This is a genomic window from Burkholderia sp. Bp9015, assembly GCF_003853505.1.
In the GTDB taxonomy this organism is placed as follows: Bacteria; Pseudomonadota; Gammaproteobacteria; order Burkholderiales; family Burkholderiaceae; genus Burkholderia.
The window spans coordinates 13,503-32,146 of sequence record NZ_QTPZ01000007.1 but is presented as its reverse complement, the minus strand read 5'-3'; the positions used below and the strand labels follow the sequence as shown (position 1 = coordinate 32,146).

Sequence of the window (18,644 nt, the reverse complement as noted above, 5' to 3'; positions counted from 1 at the left end):
GGAAACGATGAAACCGGCACCGTTTGACTATTGTTGCCCGGACTCCGTCGACGAGGCGATCGCCGTGTTGGTGGCCTGCCGCGGCGATGCGAAATTGATGGCCGGCGGCCAAAGCCTGATGCCGATGCTGAATTTTCGGGTCGTTCGTCCCGCGATGATCGTCGACATCCGCAAACTGGTTGAACTCGACTACGTGCGCGAGCGTGATGACGGCGGACTCGCGGTGGGTGCGCTGACGCGTCACCGCGTGCTCGAGACGTCGCGCCAGGTCGCCCGACGTTTTCCGATCATTCCTGACACGATGCGCCATGTCGCCCACCTCGCGATCCGGAATCGCGGCACGATCGGCGGAAGCCTGTCGCATGCCGATCCGGCTGCGGAGTTGCCGATGCTGGTGCGATTGCTGGATGCGACGATCGTCACGCGTTCGCCCCGCGGCGAGCGCAGGATTGCGGCGGCCGATTTCTTCATCGCGCCACTCACGACGAGGCTCGACGATGACGAGATGGTCGTTCGCGTCGATTTTCCGGGCGTGAAGCCCGGGACCGGCTGGTGTTTCGAGGAATTCTCGCGTCGCGCAGGCGACTTTGCGCTGGCCGCCGTGGGCGTGCTGCTAGATGTCCGCGACGGCGTCATTCACGATGCGCGCGTCGCGATGATGGGAGTAGGCGACACGCCGTTGCGGCGCAGTGACTCGGAAGCGATCCTGCGCGGCAAGCCGTTGTCCGACGCGCTCGTGGAGGAGGCGGCGGAAATCGCGTGTGACGGACTGTCTCCCGCCATGGATCTGCATGCTTCGCCGGCGTACCGCCGCCATCTCGCGGGCGTGCTGGCGCGGCGCGCGATACGCAGCGCATGGTGCCGTGCTTCAGGAGTCGCGCAATGACCGAACGTGACATTGCCCGCAAGCCCGTCTGGATGATCGTCAATGGCACGGTCGTCGAGCGCAGCGTCGAACCGCGCCTGCTTCTGTCCGATTTCTTGCGACACGACCTGTCGCTGACCGGCACGCACGTCGGTTGCGAGCACGGCGTATGCGGGGCTTGCACGGTGATCGTCGACGGCGATAGCGTGCGGTCCTGCCTGATGCTGGCGATTTCGGCCGACGGTTGCGACGTGAGTACCGTGGAGAGCATGGGCACGCCCGATTCGCTGAGCCCGCTGCAGGAGGCGTTCCGTGAACATCATGGCCTTCAGTGCGGGTTCTGTACGCCCGGCATGCTGGCGACCTGCACCGATGCGTTGCAGAAATACCCGCTCGACAGCGATGACGAGATTCGCGACGCGCTGTCCGGAAATCTTTGCCGCTGTACCGGCTACCAGGGCATCGTCGAAGCCGTCCGTGTTTGCGTAACGGCGCGCGACGCATTGCGGCAGGCCGCCGGATCCGAGCCAACCGAGGATAACCAACGATGAAAATGCATGTTCTGAATGGCGGCCGGCTCCGGATGCGCAAGAGTGTCTATCTGCCGCAAGCCGAGCGAAGCGAAACGATCGATCTGCCGGTGGCATGCATGCTGTTTCGGCATGGTCAGGGAAACGTATTGTTCGACACCGGATGCCATCCGCAGGTCGTCGACGATGCCGCCGCTCGCTGGGGGGCGATGGCGAAGGCCATGACGCCGATCGCCGGACCGGAAGACAACGTCATCTCGGAGTTGAAAACGCTCGGGCTCGGGCCGGACGATGTCGATGTAGTCGTCAACTCCCATCTGCACTCCGATCATTGCGGCTGCAATGCGTTCTTCAAGAGAGCGACGTTCTTCTGTCATGCAAAGGAGCTGGCGGCCGCCCAGGGAGAGGAGGCACTGCAACGCGGCTATATTCCCGCCGACTGGCAGCATCCGATGCCGACCGAACTCATCGACGGGGAGCGCGACGTCTTCGGCGATGGAAAGATGCTGCTGGTCCCGTTGCCGGGGCATACGCCAGGGAGCATGGGCATGCTCGCGACGCTGGAGCGTGACGGCGCCTTCCTGCTTGCTGCCGACGCCGTTGCGCTGCGCGAGAATCTGACGCGCGAAGTGATGCCGCGCAACACGTGGGACTCGGATGCCGCGTTGTCATCTCTCAACGAAGTCCGGAGGCTCGAACGAGATGGCGCGAGCGTGATCTTCGGCCACGATCCGCAACAGTGGGAGACGCTTCGCAAGGGGGCTCACGCGTATGAGTAAGCCGCGTCGTGATCCTGGCGCGCCGCCGGACGCCGATGTCGGCATCGACGAACAGCCGCGCGGCGGTTTTGTCGGGCAGCCGGTGCGCCGATTCGAGGACGCGAGACTGCTCACCGGACTAGGCCGTTATGTCGACGATCGGCCGGCCGGAAATGCACTTCATCTCGCGATCGTGCGCAGCGACCAGGCGCATGCGCGCATCCGCGCCGTGCGTGCCGACGCTGCACGCGGCATGGAAGGTGTATTCGGCATCTATGCGTGGGCCGATCTGGCTGGCCTCGTCAAGCCGGCTGTCGCGGTATCGCGCATGGCGGATTATCAACCCACGCCGATTCATGCGCTGGCGGACGGTGTCGTGCACTTCGTTGGCGAACCGGTCATCGCGGTGCTCGCTGAGAGCCGCTATCTCGCCGAGGATGCGCGGGATGCGATCGAGATCGAATACGAACCGCTGCCGGTCGAGACCGATGCCGAGGCGGCGGCACAGCCCGGCGCGCCACTGCTGCACGACGGGTTGACGAGCAACGTGCTGGTCGAACGACGGTTCGTGCGCGGTGAGATCGACGAAGCATTCGCGAACGCGCCCGTCACCGTTGGCGGCCGGTTCCGGTTTCACCGGAAGATGCCGACCGCGATGGAGCCGCGCACCTATATCGCGGAAGTGGATCCGGGCCGGGACGCCCTGACGCTCTACACGTCGAGCCAGATACCGGGCATCGTGCGCGACGCGATGGCGGATCTGCTCGACATGCCGGGCAACCGGCTGACGGTCATCGCGCCCGATGTCGGGGGCGGATTCGGCGGCAAGACCTCGGTCTATCAGGAGGAGATGCTCGTATGCGTGCTCGCGCGAAAGGTCGGGCGCCCGGTGCGCTGGAGCGGTGATCGGCTCGAGGACATGCTGTCGACGAGCCAGGCCTTCGACGAACGGGTCGATGCCGAACTCGCACTGGATAGCGATGGCCGGATTCTGGGGCTGCGTGCCGAAGTGATCGGCGACGTGGGCGCGTATTCGATCTATCCATGGACCGCCGGCATCGAGCCGGTACAGGTCATCAGTTTTCTGCCCGGGCCGTACCGGGTCCCCGCGTATCAAGGACACGTTCGCGGGGTGACGACACCCAAGGCGCCGACCGGACCCTATCGCGGCGTCGGACGCCCGACCTCGACATTCGCGATGGAGCGCCTGATGGATCTGGCGGCAAAGCGTCTCGGAGTGGACCCGACGGAGTTGCGGTTGCGCAACCTTGTGCGTCCCGAGGAGTTCCCGTATCGGACGCCAGTCGGCATCGTGTGGGATCAATCGGCGTTCATCGAGGGACTCGAGGCAGCCAAGGAGCGGTTCGACTACTCCGCCGCGAGGCAGGCACAGGCGCAGGCGCGTGCCGAAGGGCGCTGGGTCGGTATCGGCGTCGCCTGCTATGCGGAACTGTCCGGCATCGGTTCGCGCATTTCGGCATCACCAGGCATGCCGATCAACACCGGCACCGATACGTGCGTGATCCAGCTCGATTCGACCGGAGCGGTCACGGCATCGTTCGGCTGCGCATCGCATGGTCAGGGGCACGAGACGACACTCGCTCAGGTGCTGGCCGACGAACTCGGCGCGCGCATCGAAGATCTGCGCGTGATCACCGGCAATAGTGCCGCCGTACCGCACGGTACCGGCAGTTATGCCAGCCGGACGGCCGTCATCAGCAGCGGGGCGGGAATGCTGGCAGCGCGCGAGCTGCGTGCACGGATGCTGCGCGTCGCAGGCCACCTGCTCGACGTTTCGCCGGACGATCTCGACGTGGTCGAGAGCGTCATTCGCGTGCGCTGGCGCGACGCCCGTCTCACGTTCGCTGAGCTGGCAAAGGCGCTCTATTCGCAAATGGGACGCGTACCGCTGGAGTTCCGGGAGGACCTTTGCGTCAGTCGGGTGTACGACCCGGTGGTAGGCACGACCAGTTCGTCGACGCATCTCGTTCAGGTGGAAATCGATCCCGACACGTATGGCGTTCATGTTCAGCGATATGTGATCGCGGAGGACTGCGGACGGGTGATCAATCCGTTGATCGTCGCGGGGCAGACGCGTGGCGCCGTGGCGCAGGGCATCGGTGCGGCACTGCTCGAAGAAGTCGTGTACGACGCCGACGGCCAACTGCTGACCGCGAGCCTGGTCGATTACCTGCTGCCTTCGGCATCGGAAGTCCCGACGTTGGATCTCGTGCACCTCGAGAAACTGGCACCCAACACGCTGGGCGGCTTTCGCGGCATGGGCGAGGGCGGGACGATCGGCTCGCCCGCGGCCATCGCGAATGCGATTGCCGATGCCCTGTCGCCGTTGAACGTCGACATATCGGAGCTGCCGGTGACGCCCGAACGTCTGTATCGCCTCATTCAGTCATCCCTCATTGAATCAATCAAGGAGCAACAAGATGGAATTCAGACTTGACGGAAAGGTCGCGCTCGTCACCGGCGGCGCCCGGGACGTCGGGCGTGAAATCGCACTGGGCCTGGCTGCCGAGGGCGCGAGCGTTGTCGTCAACTATCACGGATCGAAGGCCGCGGCCGAAGCTGTCGTGGACGAGATCCGCGTGCAAGGCGGGCGAGGGATGGCGATCGGCTGTGACATCTCGGACCGTCGGGCCGTGGATCAGATGATTGACGAGACCGTCGAGGTTTTTGGCGGTCTCAACATCCTTGTCAACAACGCCGGGCTCGTCATCCGCAAGCGCTTTCTCGATTCCCAGCCGGACGAATGGCGCAAGCAGATCGACGTCTGCCTCTACGGCACGCTGAACTGCACGCATGCGGCGCTGCCTCATCTCGAACGGCAGAAAGGCAGCGGCCGAATCATCACAATCACAGGAGATTCGTCGCGGGTAGGTGAATCCGGCCTGGCGATCGGCGCGGCCGCCCGCGCGGCCAATATTGCGCTGATGAAGTCGATCGCACGGGAAACCCGCTCGGGCACGACAGCAAATGCGCTCGCGCTCGGGCTGATCGAGACTGCACACGATCCGGAATTTCTCGAGGCGAATCTGGAACGGCTGGTCAAGCTCTATCCGCTTCGACGCCTCGGTCAGCCGCATGATGTTGCGCCCATGGCGGTCCTGCTTGCATCGGAAAAGGGAAGCTGGATTACCGGTCAGGTGATCAGCATCAGCGGCGGCTTCAGTATGGTCTGACGGCGCAACCCACGGCTTCCTTCCGACAACTGACATATCAGCGCCGCCGACCGAATCCGACGGCAGCGCTCCAGGAGACAAACGTGATTCATACGGAGCTTATTGTGCCTGTCCACGAATTGCTCAAGCGCCATAAGGAGTGCAATCCGGACAAGGCGGCATTCGAGGACGCACGGACGTCCATCACCTATGCGGAACTGGAGGCGATGACGGCGCGCCTGGCGACGCACTTCCAGCGGGCTGGCGTACAAGTCGGCGATCGCGTCGCCGTCGTGCTGCCGAATTCGATCGAGTGGGCCGTGAGCTGCCTAGCCTGTGTTCGCGCGGGCGCGATTGCCGTGCCGATCAGCCACGAGGCCACCTCGCCGGAGATCGAGTATCGGCTCGATGATGCAAGCTGCACGGCACTCGTGACGAGCGACGCGCGCGAGCGGGAATTGCGTGCGGTCGGTGCTTCAGTCGGCACGGTCAGGGAATACGTGACCGTGTCGTGGTCGTCGCAGCCCGTTGTCGGGACGCCGTTTGCGGTCGCGACGGCGCGCGGTGTCCCGAGCGAGCCGTTGGATCCGGACGCGATCGACGATCCCGCATTCGTGATCTACACGTCGGGAACGACCGGCAAGCCCAAAGGCGTGCTACTGTCGACGCACGGCATGCTGTGGGTCGCCGCCGCATGCTGGGCCCCGATTGCCGGCCTGACGGGCAGCGATCGCGTGCTGAGCGCACTTCCGCTGTATCACTCGTATGCGCTGAACTTCTCCGTGCTGAGCGTGCTTGCAGTTGGTGCGACCGCGTATCTGATGGAGAAGTATTCGTCGAGCGAAATCCCGCGGCTGCTGTCGGACGGGCGCTTCACGGTCATGCCGGGCGTGCCGACGATGTTCCACTACCTGCTCGAATCTGCGCGGGCGAACGGGCGCGGCTCGCTGCCCGGGCTGCGATTATGCGTGTCGGCCGGCGCGATACTGCCGGGCACGACGAATCGCGAATTCGAAAACATGTTCGGCCTGAAGCTGCTCGATGGCTACGGCATTACCGAAACCTCGACGATGGTCACGATGAACTGGCCGACCGGTGCGCGCGTATTCGGCTCGTGCGGCCTGCCGCTGCCGGGCGTAGCGGCGCGCGTCGTCGATCCTGTTGCGCTGCGCGATGTTCGGGTCGGGGAAGAAGGCGAGTTACTCGTCCGCGGCCCCAATGTGATGAAGGGATACCTGAACAAGCCAACGGAAACCGATGCGGCATTGATCAACGGCTGGTATCGCACGGGCGACTTGGCACGCTTTGATGCGAACGGCTATATCACCATCACGGGGCGCCTCAAGGAAGTAATCATTCGGGGCGGCCAGAACATCTCACCGGCCGAAATCGAAGAGGTGGTCTGCGAGTACGACGGCGTTCACGATTGCGCAGTCGTCGGCATGCCGCATGCGCATCTCGGCGAGGTGCCGGTGGTGTTCGTCGTCGAGCGAGCCGAGGGCGCTGTGGATGTCGCGGCGCTGCTCGCGCACTGCAGTCTCCATCTGTCGGCTTACAAGGTACCGTTCGCGATTCATGTGACGACGGAAATTCCGCGGACCGGATCTGGGAAGGTCATGCGGTTCAAATTGCGCGAAGCCGTACAACCGGCCGAGCACGGTGACGTCTGACACGTTACGCCTATCCTCTGACTGGAGAAGTATTGATGTCGACAATTTCATTGAACGGGCAGGTAACGATTCGGAATCCTGAACTGCTAAGGCATGTGTGCCTCATCGCAGGTGAATGGATTCACGCTGACCAAGGGGGAACTATCGACGTGCGCAATCCGTCGACGGGGCAGTCGCTTGGGACCGTGCCGCGCATGGGGCGAGATGAAACATTGCGCGCGATCGACGGCGCCAATGCCGCGCTGGCCGAATGGCGCGCGCGTACTGGGAAGGAACGTGCGGTGGTTTTGCGTCGCTGGTATGAATTGATGATCGAGAATCAGGATGATCTGGCGGCGATCATGACGGCTGAGCAGGGCAAGCCGCTTGCGGAAAGCCGCGCGGAGATCGGCTATGCCGCGTCGTTTCTGGAATGGTTCGGCGAGGAAGCCAAGCGCGTCTATGGCGATACGATTCCGGGGCATGCGCGCGACAAGCGCATCGTCGTGCTGAAGCAACCCATCGGCGTGTGCGCTGCGATCACGCCGTGGAATTTCCCGGCGGCGATGTTGACGCGCAAGATCGGGCCGGCGCTCGCCGCTGGTTGCACGATAGTATTGAAACCGGCGAGCCAGACGCCATTCTCCGCGCTTGCGCTCTGCGTGCTGGCGGAGCGTGCCGGCGTACCAAAGGGGGTGATCTCGTGCGTGACTGGCGCGGCGGCGGAGATCGGCGAAACGTTGACGGCCAGCCCGATCGTCCGCAAGGTCTCGTTCACCGGATCGACGGAAATCGGCAAGGTTCTGCTGGCGCAATGCGCGTCGACCGTCAAGAAGGCATCGATGGAACTGGGCGGCAACGCGCCGTTCATCGTATTCGACGATGCCGATCTCGACGCGGCGGTGAAAGGTGCCATCGCATCGAAGTATCGCAATGCCGGACAGACCTGCGTATGTGCGAACCGGCTGCTGGTTCAGGACAGCGTGTATGACACATTCATCGAAAAACTGTCGGTGGCCGTGCAATCCATGCGTGTCGGCGACGGATTCGAGGAAGGTGTCGCGATTGGTCCTCTGATCGATGAGCATGCCGTCGCGAAGGTTATGGAGCACGTCGACGACGCGATATCGAAGGGCGCGCGTGTCGTAGTCGGCGGAAAGCGGCATCAGAAGGGCGGCAACTACTACGAGCCGACGATTCTTGCCGATGTGACTCCGTCGATGCGGATCTTTCGCGAGGAGACATTCGGTCCCGTCGCCCCCATTTTCCGGTTCAGTACCGATGACGAGGCAATCGCGCTCGCGAACGACACCGAATTTGGTCTCGCTTCTTATTTCTACAGCCGAGATATCGGCCGCGTGCTCAAAGTGGCCGAGGCGCTCGAGTACGGCATCGTAGGCATCAACGAAGGCCTGATCTCGACCGAAGTCGCACCGTTCGGCGGTGTCAAGGAGAGCGGGCTCGGACGCGAGGGATCGAAGTACGGCATCGAGGACTACCTCGAGCTCAAGTATCTGTGCGTGGGCGGAATCGCCTGACACTCGGGGCGGCACCTGTGTGCATCGACGCTTCGGTGCCGGGTTATCGTGAATTCTTCGATGGAGGTATCTCGCGCAATAAAGTCCAGTAATGAAAGTTAAACAACAACGATGAATCCATTGGTTTGGAGGAGCTAGACATGTCAACGGTCAATGTGGCAGTGCCTGCGTCGCGGATGTCCCGTGACGAAAAACGGGTGGTTTTCGCATCTTCATTAGGTACGGTGTTCGAGTGGTACGACTTCTTTCTCGCTGGCTCGCTGGCGACGTTCATTGGCAGGCACATTTTCTCCGGTGTCAACCCGACCGCGGGATTCATCTTTACGCTGCTGAGCTTTGCTGCGGGTTTCGCGGTGCGACCTCTCGGGGCGATCGTATTTGGACGTCTGGGCGACCTGGTAGGCCGCAAGTACACGTTTCTCGTGACGATCGTCCTGATGGGCGGCTCGACGTTTCTCATCGGGTTGCTGCCGGGCTTTGCCACTATCGGGATCGCTTCGCCGATCCTGTTTGTCGCGATGCGGATGATTCAAGGGCTCGCGCTTGGCGGCGAATATGGCGGCGCGGCGACCTATGTCGCGGAGCATGCGCCGAATGACCGGCGCGGTGCATGGACCGCCTGGATTCAGATGACCGCGACGCTCGGGCTGTTCCTGTCGCTGGTGGTCATTCTGGGTGTGCGAACCACGACAGGCGAAGGTCCGTTCGCATCGTGGGGATGGCGAGTGCCATTCCTGATGTCCATCGTCCTGCTCGGGATATCGGTGTGGATCCGCCTTCAGTTGCACGAGTCGCCGGCATTCGAGCGCATGAAGGCGGAGGGCAGTCGCTCGAAGGCACCCGTAGCCGAGGCATTCGGGCAATGGAAGAACCTCAAACTGGTGTTGGTCGTGTTGTTCGGGCTGACGGCGGGGCAGGCAGTGGTCTGGTACACGGGGCAGTTCTACACGCTGTTCTTTCTGACGCAGACGCTCAAGCTCGAGGGTTCGACGTCGAATGTGATCCTTGCCATCGCACTCGTGATCTCGGCGCCGTTCTATGTCGTGTTCGGTTCATTGTCCGACCGAATCGGACGCAAGCCGATCATCCTGATCGGTTTCGCGCTGGCGGCCGCCACGTATTTTCCGCTGTTCAAGGGGCTCACGCACTTTATCAATCCCGCGCTGGAGACGGCACAACGGAATGCGCCGATTGTGGTGAAGGCATTTCCTCGCGAGTGTTCGTTCCAGTTTAATCCCGTCGGTACGGCGACCTTTACCAGTTCATGCGATATCGCCAAGAGTGCGCTCTCGAAAGCTGGGCTGAGCTACCGTAACGAACCGGCGGCGCCGGGCGAGAGGGCAGCGATCGTCGTCGGCGGCAGCGTCATTTCGTCATACGATGGAAAATCCGCCGACGCAGCCATGCAAGGGCGTGATTTCGATCGGGCGCTGCAGCGTGCGCTGCATGATAACGGCTATCCGGCGAAGGCCGATCCGGGCAAGATCAATTGGCCGATGGCGATCCTTCTGCTGGCGATCCTGATGATCTACGGCACGATGGCCTACGGTCCGATAGCGGCCATGCTCGTCGAGTATTTTCCGACACGGATCCGCTACACGTCGATGTCGTTGCCATATCACATCGGCAACGGATGGTTCGGTGGATTCCTGCCGGCTTCCGCATTCGCGATCGTCGCGGCAAACGGGAACATCTATTCCGGCCTCTGGTATCCGATCGTCATTGCGACCGCTTCGCTGATCGTCGGGATCTTGTGCGTGCGCGAGACGCGCGGCACCGATATCTGCGCAAATTGACCAGACAACATATCGATACGGAGTCGAGCGGATCATGGCGTTATACGAATATCGAGGCGTGGCCCCGCGCGTTCATGCGACCGCTTACGTACACCCGAGTGCGAGCATCATCGGTGACGTGATCGTCGGCGCCGGTTGCTATATTGGGCCCGGAGCCTCGCTACGTGGGGATTTTGGCGCTATTCGTGTCGGCGAGGGCAGCAACGTACAGGACAACTGTACGTTGCATGTCGGGCACGGAATGACATGTTTGCTTGGCGAACGGTCTCATGTCGGCCACGGCGCCGTGGTACACGGCGCACGTCTGGAGCACAATGCGCTGATCGGGATGAACGCCATCGTGATGGACGACGCTATAGTCGGAGGTTCCGCCATCGTGGCGGCGTGCGCTTTCGTCAAGTCAGGGATGCAAGTGCCGGCACAAACGCTGGTCATGGGCGTGCCGGCCCGTATCGTCCGCGTACTGACCGACGCAGAACTGCGTGAGAAGGTCGAAGCGACGAACCGATACTGCGAACTCGCGGCAGCGAGTTTGGCAACGATACGCCGGATCGATATGTCGATCGGTGGCTGAGCCGAGTGATATTGCCGGAATTCGACAGACCCCCGACCGTCGCGAATGGAATACGGCGATCGACGATTGTCGCGATCGGCTTTTGCGGCGGAGCGCCGCAATCGTTCATTGTCGGCACTACCGACGTAGCCGTGCAGTGCGCCGTAGACGTGCGCGCACTGCACGATTCACATACGAATCAATTGATCCCTGCCGTGCGGTGACCAGCATAGTACGGGGTGCGCCAGTTTGGCGTTATGCCCATGAAGTCGTCGAAATATGCAATGGCCAGCATCGGTTCTTCGAGCAAATTCTCGCGATACGATTGCCAGATCTTGAGCTGTCCGATTTTTTCGGACGGTTCGACGACTTTTCCACATTCCTGCCGTGATACTTTTTTGACGAGCTCAACGCAAAAATGAGTCAGTGCGAATCCGGTCGGCCACCAGTCTGCAATTTCGCTGCTCGGTTTCTTATGTGGAATGACGGTCACCGATGTGTCTCGGACGGCTTTGAGTTTCAATAGTTCGGCGAGCAGCGCGCCGATGCAGAACTGGAAATAGTCAGCCGCGTTCTTGTGTAGGTAAAACTCGCTATCTTCGAGGATTTGAGTCCACGCGACGAACGCTTGTGTGAACTGTCGATTATCGAGCTCGAGCAACACGCCGGAATTTTTTGAGTAGTCGTTGCAATACTGCTGAAGAAGCAGTCTGCAAGATGACAGTTTGGTGAGAGCCGGCCATACGCGATGTATGGACCTTGCGATCGGTTCGTGTTCGTCTACCAAGATGCTTCTCCGGCGCATTGACTTCACAGGTAGCTGACAATTCTGGAAAACTCGCGCTGCATCGCGTCGTCCGGATTTTTCGATCGCAATGCCGCTCGAATTCGCGACTCGGACGCGCCTACGAGATCGGCCGCGAAGCGAAGCAGCGTGTCGGGATTGGACGGAAGCGCTGCAGGCTGAACAATTCTTGCGCACCCGGTGATACCGAGTAATAGAAAAACATATACGTTCGGCTCGGATACCAGCCACCACGGCGCGACGACATCAGGCAATTCATCGAATCGTGCGCTTCGGATCGGATGGCGGTCGATGAGCGATAACGTGAGCCGGGAATACGCGCGACAGATATCGTCGGAAAATTCATCCAGCGACGCCTCGGCCTGGATTTCCGATATGCCTTTCAACATGTTGTGCGCGCCGCGCAGGCTGCTGAATGCGTCATTGATGCGGTGTTCAAATATAAGGACGTCCGTCGCACCCGCGTGCAGGATGAATCGCTTCGCGGCTGCGTAATAAAGTGTCGAGCAGTGGCGGATCAGCTTTGTATCCGCGGATTCGCGAATGATGCGTTCCAGGCCGCCGTCGAAGCTGACAGGGGCTTTCCAATGATCCTGCAGTGGGGGAATCGCATGACCTGCATACGTTTCGGCCGTTTCGAGCAGTGTGTCCGCGATATGGCCGACGGAGCCAAGAAATTGCGGCAACGGCGGCAAGTTCGCGCGGCGGGCAGCGGTTCGCTGAGAATCGGACCCAGAGCCGGGGACGTTTCGCGCCGCGTATCGAAGTTGCCGCGCACAATCCATCAATGCAAGGCGAACCTGACTGAGATCCTGGACGATGTGCGATGGCGTCAATGACTTGGGTTCCATGGCTGCCTCGAGACTGAAACATTTGAAGTTAAGATAGCACATTTGTTCAGTGTCATTGATCACGTTAATTTAGGGGAGGAAGCGTGCCGAGAGCCCGAACCAAGCACCGAGAAGAGGCCATCGACGAACGAAGCCCAGCGCGCAGACTGCGGCTGCGCGCGGCGTGGATGTACTTCGTGGAGGAGATGACGCAACACGAGATCGCACAGAAACTCGGCATCGGTCGGGTGACGGTCGTGCGCCTGCTGGCCGCTGCGCGCGAGCGAAACGAGGTAAAAATTTCGATTGGGGATCGCCTGGTCGAATGCGTGGATCTCGAACGGCAACTCGAGGAGCGATTCGGGATCGCGGAAGCGATCGTCGTCCCGCTGTCAGCGCGAGACGCGGATGCCACCGCGCCAGTGAGCGCCGCCGCTGGCGAATATGTGTCGTCGATGGTGCGGTCGAACATGAAAATCGGCGTCGGTTGGGGGCGCACCCTTGTCAGTTCGCTGTCGTACATGGGTGAGCGTCCCGTCGAAAACGTCTCGGTGGTTTCACTGCTGGGCGGCATCATGAAAGCCCGACATTTCAACCCGGCGGAGTTCGCTTGGCGTTTCGCGACGTTGTATCAGGCGGACTGCTACCTGATGACCGCGCCGTTGGTGGTCGACAGCCCGGAGACCCGGCGCACGCTCATCGAGCGCTGCGGCCTCCGGGATATTTTCGATCTCGCGAGATCCCTGGATGCGGTCGTGCTCGGCGCTGCGGGCACTGGCCCGGAGGCAACGGCGCACCGATCGCGGTTCATCAGCGATGCTGATCGCGAATCAGTGATCAAGGCGGGTGCCGTGGGCGATCTGCTCTTCAACTTTTTCGACGCCAACGGACAACTTGTTGACCATCCCATTAACGAGCGTGTGATGTCCGTGCCGCTCGACATCGTCAAGCAAGTACCGGTGCGCGTGCTTGCAGCGGGCGGCGTCAGCAAGGTGCCGGCGCTTGGGGGCGCTCTGAGGTTATTGCGACCGTCCGTATTGATCACCGATCAATACGCCGCAGCGGACTTGCTGAAACTAGCGGACTGACCTTCGCGCGGAAAGGTCCCCGTCACCTTTCCGTACTCCGCGCTCGACCCCGCTGCCGAGAGAAGCGCGCTCTCGCACCTCCCCCATTCGCAGCGACGGCAGTGATGCTGCGTCGCATCAATTTCTGTATCCGTGCCCGCCGCTGGGTTGTCGCTCGCGTCAACGAGCCCTTGGCGCGGCTCCTCCTCTTTCCGTCCCCAAATTTCCATGCGCTAGGAATAACCCTAGATGCGCTCTTTTTGCCGCTCGGTTGCTTGTACCTTTGGTGAACAAAGTGATACTGTAAAAAACAAATGTGCACTTAACGTCGCGGCGATCCAGGTTGCAGACGCGGGTTAAGGGCACATGCCTGCGCAAGCGCGCGTCACTACCCAGGAGACATCGTCGATGCTCAACATCATTCCCAGCGGCCTGGCGGCCGACCTCAAAGCCCGCGCCCAATCGGGCAGACCTATCCGAATCGGCTTGATCGGCTCCGGCGAAATGGGCACGGACATCGTGACCCAGGTCCGGCAAATGGAAGGTCTCGAGATCGGCGCGATCGCGGACCTCCGTGTCGACGCCGCATGCGAAGCGGTTCGAGTCGCCAATCAGGCGGACGACGGCTATCGCGTCGTCGAGACTGGCTCGGGGATTTCGCAGGCGATCGAGGCCGGATCGATCGCCATCACGCAAGACTCGAATGCGATCTGTACCAACGATCAAATCGACGTGGTTATCGATGCGACCGGCAAACCGGCGGTGGGCGCGCAGATCGGGCTGCTGGCCATGGAGCATGGCAAGCATCTCGTGATGATGAACGTCGAAGCCGATGTGACCATCGGCGCATACCTGCGTCGTGAAGCGGAGCGGCTGGGCGTGGTGTACACGCTCGGCGCCGGCGACGAGCCGAGCTCGACGATCGAGTTGATCGATTTCGTCAGCGCGCTCGGTTATCCGATCGTCGCCGCGGGTAAGGGCAAGAACAACCCGCTGAATATCGACGCGACACCGGACGACTACATGGCGGAAGCCAAGGCGCGCAACATGAATCCGCGCATGCTGGTGGAGTTTGTCGACGGTTCGAAGACCGCGGTCGAAATGGCGGCGATCGGAAATGCGACCGGGCTGATTCCGGATGTGGCAGGCATGCACGGTCCCGCGGCCACGCTCGACCAACTGCATGAGGTGCTTTGTCCGGTGGCGGACGGCGGGATCCTCACCCAAAAGGGCGTAGTCGATTACACCATCGGAAAGGGCGTCGCGCCCGGGGTGTTCGTCGTTGCCGAACTTGCACATCCTCGCCTGCGCGAGCGCATGGCAGACCTCAAGCTCGGCAAGGGGCCGTATTACACGTTCTATCGCCCGTATCACCTGACGAGCCTCGAAGTACCGCTCAGCTGCGCGCGCGCTGTCCTGTACGGCAAAGCCGACATGCGGCCGCTCCCCGTTCCGGTGGTCGAGGTTTGCGCGGTGGCGAAGCGAGACCTGAAAGTCGGTGACCGCCTCGACGCGATCGGCGAATTCACGTACCGCGCGTGGGCCATCGCGGCGGACGACGCGCTTGCGGAGCGCGCGGTTCCATGCGGCTTGCTGGAAGGCGGCATCGTCACCCAAGCAATCCGAAAGGGCGAATTGCTGACGTACCAGAACGCCGCGGTCGACGCGAACGCACCGATTGTCAAACTGCGCCAGCGTCAGGACGAGATGGTCCGTGGCGCGCGTGCCGCCGCTTGAGGAGAGGATGATGGGATTCGTTGCAGAGAAGATCGAAGGAATGCCCGAAGTCTATCGGCACGTCTCCGCGCAAGCGTTGCGTGACGCGCTGAAAAAGATGCAACTCGTGCGTCGATTCGAGGAGAGTGCGGAACAGGCGTACATGCGCGGCCTGATTCACGGCACGATGCACCTGTCCATCGGGCAGGAAGCCTCCGCGATCGCGATGACGATGCTCCTCACCGATGAGGACTACATCACGTCGACGCATCGGGGACACGGCCACTGTATCGGCAAAGGTGCGGATCCGAAACGCATGTTCGCCGAATTCTTCGGTAAGGAGACGGGGTATTGCCGGGGGCGGGGCGGTTCGATGCACATCGCGGATGTGAGCCGCGGAAATCTCGGCGCCAACGGTATCGTGGGCGGGGGCTTGCCTATCGCGGTCGGCGCGGCGCTGTCGATCAAGAAGCGGCGCAAGGACTCGGTTGTCGTGTGTTTTTTCGGCGATGGCGCGAACAATGAAGGTGCGTTCCATGAATCGCTGAATTTCGCCGCGATCTGGAAGCTGCCGGTGATTTTCGTCTGTGAAAATAACCGGTACGGCATGTCGATGTCGGTCGAACGTTCGACGGCCGTCAGTCGGATCTCGCAGCGCGCGGCTGCGTATGACATGCCCGGCGTAACTGTCGACGGCAACAGCTTCGGCGACGTGCTGACGGCGGCTGAAGGCGCGATCGAGCGTGCGCGAAAAGGCGAGGGGCCGACACTCATCGAGTGCGAGACATACCGCATTCGCGGCCACTCCAAGAGCGACCGGAACCGCTATCGCACCCGCGAAGAGATCGAGTCCTGGGGCGCAAGGGATCCCATTGCGAAATTCGAGCGGCAGTTGGTGGAGCTTGGACTGATCGACGCCGCAGCGGTGCAAGCAATCCACGCGGAAGTCGAGGAAGAAATCAAGGCGGGGCTGGACTACGCGCAGAACAGCCCGGCACCGGACATCGCCGAGTTGACGCGCTATGTATATACGGAGAACGGGGGGAATGACCATGAGTGACCAGCGCGAACTGACTTATGCTCAGGCGATTCATGAGGCAATGGGCATCGCAATGGAGCGAGACGAGCGCGTGTTCCTGATGGGCGAGGATATCGGAGTCTACGGCGGTGCGTTCCAGGTGACCGGTGACCTGTTTCAGCGCTTTGGTGCGGAACGTGTCATGGACACGCCCATCGCGGAGCTGGCAGGCGCCGGCATTGCGGTCGGCGCGGCCATGACCGGCTGCCGGCCGATCTACGAATTCCAGTTTTCGGACTTCGCAACGCTTGCGATGGAACAAATCGTGAACCAGGCCGCGAAGATGCGTTACATGCTGGGCGGAGAAGTCTCGGTGCCGGTTGTGATGCGCTTTCCGGCCGGTTCGGGGACAGGTGCTGCAGCCCAGCACAGCCAGAGCCTCGAGGCTTGGTTCGCGCACGTTCCTGGGTTGAAGGTGGTGCAACCCAGTACGCCCCATGACGCGAAGGGATTACTGCTTGCTGCGCTCGAGGATCCCGATCCGGTGATGATCTTCGAACACAAGCTCCTGTACAAGAGCAAGGGCATCGTGCCGGAGGGATACTATGTCGAGCCGATCGGCAAGGCCGTCGTTCGCCGCGAGGGGCGGGATGTCACGATCGTCGCGACTTCGATCATGACCGTGCGTTCGCTGGAAGCGGCAGACGCGCTGCAGCAGGAAGGCATCGACGTGGAAGTGATCGATCTGCGCAGCATCCGGCCGATCGACCGCGAGGCGATCATCGCCAGCGTACGCAAGACTTCGCGTCTGGTATGTGTGTACGAAGGTGTTCAGCAACTGGGCATAGGCGCCGAGATCGCGTCGATCGTATGCGAAAGCGACGCCTTCGATTATCTGGACGCACCGATCGTCCGGCTGGGCGGCTCGGATTGTCCGCTGCCTTACAACCCGCAGCTCGAGAAGGCTGCCGTGCCGCAGGTGCCCGACATCGTCGAGGCGGTTCGGCATATTGTCGGTCGGAGGGGCTGAGATGGCGACCGAAGTGATCCTTCCCCGCGTCGACATGGACATGACCGAGGGCACGATTACCGCCTGGTATGTCAAGGATGGCGACACGATCAGGCAGGGCGAGCCGATCTTCGACATCGAGACCAGCAAGGCCACGATGGAAGTGGAGGCCCCGGCGAGTGGCACGGTCCGGCAGATTACCGCCAGCGTCGGCGATACGGTCCCCGTCGGAACCGTGATCGCATGGATCTATGCCAATGGCGAGACCGTCATCGAGCAGGACGCCGGCACAACCGCATCAGGCGTTGCCGAGCTTGACGCCGAGGCTGCACCCTCGGTCCATCGTCGCGCGGACGTCGCAGCCGCGGCATCGTCGGGCGATATCGGCGATAGCCGGATTCGTGCAACGCCCGCCGCTCGTCGGGCTGCTCGCGAAAGCGAAATCGACCTGGGCAGCCTGCACGGATCCGGTCCGCATGGCCGGATCGTCGAGAATGACGTGCGCGCCGTCGCCATCGGCAACGGTGGTTCACGTGAAGTGCCGGCCGGCGCGAGCCAGCAAGGCGCGCTCAATCGGGTCTGGCTGCAGCGCGGCGGTCCGGCGACGCTGGTGCTTCTGCATGGATTCGGGGCCGAGGCGAACAGCTGGCGCCCGTTCTTCAATGCATTGCGCGACGCCGGCCTTGCCAAGAATCTCGGTGTCCTGTCGATCGATTTGCCCGGACATGGAAAATCGCCGGCTGACGCTGCCGCATCACTGGAGAAAATCGTCGACGCGATCGGCGCTACGCTGGCGGCCGAAGATGTCGCAAACTGCCATCTCGTCGGGCATTCTTTCGGCGCGGCTGTCGCGATCGCGTTGAGCGCGTCGCGCCAGGTGCGTGTGTCGTCGTTGACGCTGGCCGCACCGGCCGGGCTGGGTACCGAATGCAACGGTGCGTTCTTGCGCGGGCTGACGCAAGCTGCCGATCGAATCAGTCTTACGCCATGGCTGCGGGAATTGGTCGCGCGTCCCGGTGTGATCGACGAAGCGTTCATCGCGACGGCGGAGCAGCAATTGTTGAGTGAGGCAAAACGTGTGACGCTTGCGTCAATCGCGGAGACGTTCTTTCCGGGCGGCCGGCAGAAGATCGATCTGCGAGAAGCCATCGCGTCGCTGACGATGCCTGTTCGCGTCGTCTGGGGGGCGTCGGATAAGATCATTCCGATTACGCACGCGAACGGCCTGCCTGGCCGGATTGCGCAGCACCGCTTCGCAGACGTCGGTCATTTGCCGCACGTCGAAGCGCTGGCTGATGTGGTCGGTATCGTCGGCGAGCAACTGTCACGGTAGGCGG

At 62.0% G+C, this 18,644-nt stretch carries 16 protein-coding genes; 14 read left to right on the top strand and 2 right to left on the bottom strand.

What is annotated here, in order from left to right:
* The first annotated feature begins 7 nt into the window (after nucleotides 1-7).
* The 9 genes from DIE12_RS09915 (at nucleotide 8) to DIE12_RS09875 (ending at nucleotide 10,883) form a co-directional block, all read left to right on the top strand.
* A complete protein-coding gene (locus tag DIE12_RS09915) occupies nucleotides 8-886 on the top strand; it encodes a xanthine dehydrogenase family protein subunit M (protein ID WP_124551134.1) in 879 nt (292 codons plus the stop codon).
* Nucleotides 883-1,416, top strand: coding sequence for a (2Fe-2S)-binding protein (locus tag DIE12_RS09910; RefSeq protein WP_124551133.1), 534 nt, complete (start codon nucleotides 883-885; stop codon nucleotides 1,414-1,416). Before DIE12_RS09915 ends, DIE12_RS09910 begins: the two co-directional genes overlap by 4 nt.
* Complete coding sequence (locus DIE12_RS09905) at nucleotides 1,413-2,174, top strand: N-acyl homoserine lactonase family protein (protein WP_124551132.1); 762 nt, start codon at nucleotides 1,413-1,415, stop codon at nucleotides 2,172-2,174. Before DIE12_RS09910 ends, DIE12_RS09905 begins: the two co-directional genes overlap by 4 nt.
* Nucleotides 2,167-4,611 (top strand): xanthine dehydrogenase family protein molybdopterin-binding subunit, encoded by a 2,445-nt coding sequence (locus tag DIE12_RS09900; RefSeq protein WP_124551131.1) that lies wholly within the window; start codon nucleotides 2,167-2,169, stop codon nucleotides 4,609-4,611. Before DIE12_RS09905 ends, DIE12_RS09900 begins: the two co-directional genes overlap by 8 nt.
* Nucleotides 4,595-5,347 carry an SDR family NAD(P)-dependent oxidoreductase gene (locus DIE12_RS09895; protein ID WP_124551130.1) on the top strand — a complete coding sequence of 251 codons (753 nt, stop codon included), beginning with the start codon at nucleotides 4,595-4,597 and terminating at the stop codon, nucleotides 5,345-5,347. The genes DIE12_RS09900 and DIE12_RS09895 overlap by 17 nt, the downstream gene beginning before the upstream one ends.
* Before the next feature lie 104 nt (nucleotides 5,348-5,451).
* Nucleotides 5,452-6,996, top strand: a complete 1,545-nt coding sequence (locus DIE12_RS09890; protein WP_260429004.1) for a class I adenylate-forming enzyme family protein — start codon at nucleotides 5,452-5,454, stop codon at nucleotides 6,994-6,996.
* A 35-nt stretch (nucleotides 6,997-7,031) separates the two neighbouring features.
* Nucleotides 7,032-8,513 (top strand): NADP-dependent succinate-semialdehyde dehydrogenase, encoded by a 1,482-nt coding sequence (gene gabD / locus DIE12_RS09885; RefSeq protein WP_124551128.1) that lies wholly within the window; start codon nucleotides 7,032-7,034, stop codon nucleotides 8,511-8,513.
* Nucleotides 8,514-8,653: 140 nt separating this feature from the next.
* Nucleotides 8,654-10,309, top strand: a complete 1,656-nt coding sequence (locus tag DIE12_RS09880; RefSeq protein WP_124551127.1) for an MFS transporter — start codon at nucleotides 8,654-8,656, stop codon at nucleotides 10,307-10,309.
* A 34-nt stretch (nucleotides 10,310-10,343) separates the two neighbouring features.
* Complete coding sequence (locus DIE12_RS09875; protein WP_124551126.1) at nucleotides 10,344-10,883, top strand: gamma carbonic anhydrase family protein; 540 nt, start codon at nucleotides 10,344-10,346, stop codon at nucleotides 10,881-10,883.
* Nucleotides 10,884-11,061: 178 nt separating this feature from the next.
* Here the strand turns inward: DIE12_RS09875 and DIE12_RS09870 are convergent, their stop codons facing one another.
* Both DIE12_RS09870 and DIE12_RS09865 read right to left on the bottom strand, forming a co-directional pair.
* A complete protein-coding gene (locus DIE12_RS09870) occupies nucleotides 11,062-11,649 on the bottom strand; it encodes a hypothetical protein (protein ID WP_124551125.1) in 588 nt (195 codons plus the stop codon).
* Between the two features lie 23 nt (nucleotides 11,650-11,672).
* Entirely contained in the window at nucleotides 11,673-12,518 is an 846-nt protein-coding gene (locus DIE12_RS09865; protein ID WP_124551124.1) for a hypothetical protein, read from the bottom strand.
* Between the two features lie 185 nt (nucleotides 12,519-12,703).
* On the opposite strand from DIE12_RS09865, the gene DIE12_RS09860 reads away from it, so the two are divergent.
* The 5 genes from DIE12_RS09860 (at nucleotide 12,704) to DIE12_RS09840 (ending at nucleotide 18,640) form a co-directional block, all read left to right on the top strand.
* Nucleotides 12,704-13,585 (top strand): sugar-binding transcriptional regulator, encoded by an 882-nt coding sequence (locus tag DIE12_RS09860; RefSeq protein WP_226238130.1) that lies wholly within the window; start codon nucleotides 12,704-12,706, stop codon nucleotides 13,583-13,585.
* 387 nt (nucleotides 13,586-13,972) lie between these two features.
* Nucleotides 13,973-15,301: an NAD(P)H-dependent oxidoreductase gene (locus DIE12_RS09855; protein WP_050011230.1), complete on the top strand. Its 1,329-nt coding sequence runs from the start codon at nucleotides 13,973-13,975 to the stop codon at nucleotides 15,299-15,301.
* The gene (locus DIE12_RS09850; protein WP_239668617.1) at nucleotides 15,279-16,340 is read left to right on the top strand and encodes a thiamine pyrophosphate-dependent dehydrogenase E1 component subunit alpha; all 1,062 of its coding nucleotides are present in this window, start codon (nucleotides 15,279-15,281) and stop codon (nucleotides 16,338-16,340) included. The genes DIE12_RS09855 and DIE12_RS09850 overlap by 23 nt, the downstream gene beginning before the upstream one ends.
* The gene (locus DIE12_RS09845; protein WP_269465695.1) at nucleotides 16,327-17,328 is read left to right on the top strand and encodes an alpha-ketoacid dehydrogenase subunit beta; all 1,002 of its coding nucleotides are present in this window, start codon (nucleotides 16,327-16,329) and stop codon (nucleotides 17,326-17,328) included. The genes DIE12_RS09850 and DIE12_RS09845 overlap by 14 nt, the downstream gene beginning before the upstream one ends.
* A 1-nt stretch (nucleotide 17,329) precedes the next feature.
* Nucleotides 17,330-18,640 carry an acetoin dehydrogenase dihydrolipoyllysine-residue acetyltransferase subunit gene (locus DIE12_RS09840; RefSeq protein ID WP_124551123.1) on the top strand — a complete coding sequence of 437 codons (1,311 nt, stop codon included), beginning with the start codon at nucleotides 17,330-17,332 and terminating at the stop codon, nucleotides 18,638-18,640.
* Nucleotides 18,641-18,644: the final 4 nt, after the last annotated feature.

Bases quoted from the DNA above. Each gene is read 5' to 3' on its own strand.
- DIE12_RS09855 (WP_050011230.1), top strand. From the start codon at position 13,973: ATGCTCAACATCATTCCCAGCGGCCTGGCGGCCGACCTCAAAGCCCGC.
- DIE12_RS09905 (WP_124551132.1), top strand. From the start codon at position 1,413: ATGAAAATGCATGTTCTGAATGGCGGCCGGCTCCGGATGCGCAAGAGT.
- DIE12_RS09880 (WP_124551127.1), top strand. From the start codon at position 8,654: ATGTCAACGGTCAATGTGGCAGTGCCTGCGTCGCGGATGTCCCGTGAC.
- DIE12_RS09910 (WP_124551133.1), top strand. From the start codon at position 883: ATGACCGAACGTGACATTGCCCGCAAGCCCGTCTGGATGATCGTCAAT.
- DIE12_RS09865 (WP_124551124.1), bottom strand. From the start codon at position 12,518: ATGGAACCCAAGTCATTGACGCCATCGCACATCGTCCAGGATCTCAGT.
- DIE12_RS09860 (WP_226238130.1), top strand. From the start codon at position 12,704: ATGACGCAACACGAGATCGCACAGAAACTCGGCATCGGTCGGGTGACG.
- gabD (WP_124551128.1), top strand. From the start codon at position 7,032: ATGTCGACAATTTCATTGAACGGGCAGGTAACGATTCGGAATCCTGAA.
- DIE12_RS09900 (WP_124551131.1), top strand. From the start codon at position 2,167: ATGAGTAAGCCGCGTCGTGATCCTGGCGCGCCGCCGGACGCCGATGTC.
- DIE12_RS09845 (WP_269465695.1), top strand. From the start codon at position 16,327: ATGACCATGAGTGACCAGCGCGAACTGACTTATGCTCAGGCGATTCAT.
- DIE12_RS09875 (WP_124551126.1), top strand. From the start codon at position 10,344: ATGGCGTTATACGAATATCGAGGCGTGGCCCCGCGCGTTCATGCGACC.
- DIE12_RS09895 (WP_124551130.1), top strand. From the start codon at position 4,595: ATGGAATTCAGACTTGACGGAAAGGTCGCGCTCGTCACCGGCGGCGCC.
- DIE12_RS09915 (WP_124551134.1), top strand. From the start codon at position 8: ATGAAACCGGCACCGTTTGACTATTGTTGCCCGGACTCCGTCGACGAG.
- DIE12_RS09840 (WP_124551123.1), top strand. From the start codon at position 17,330: ATGGCGACCGAAGTGATCCTTCCCCGCGTCGACATGGACATGACCGAG.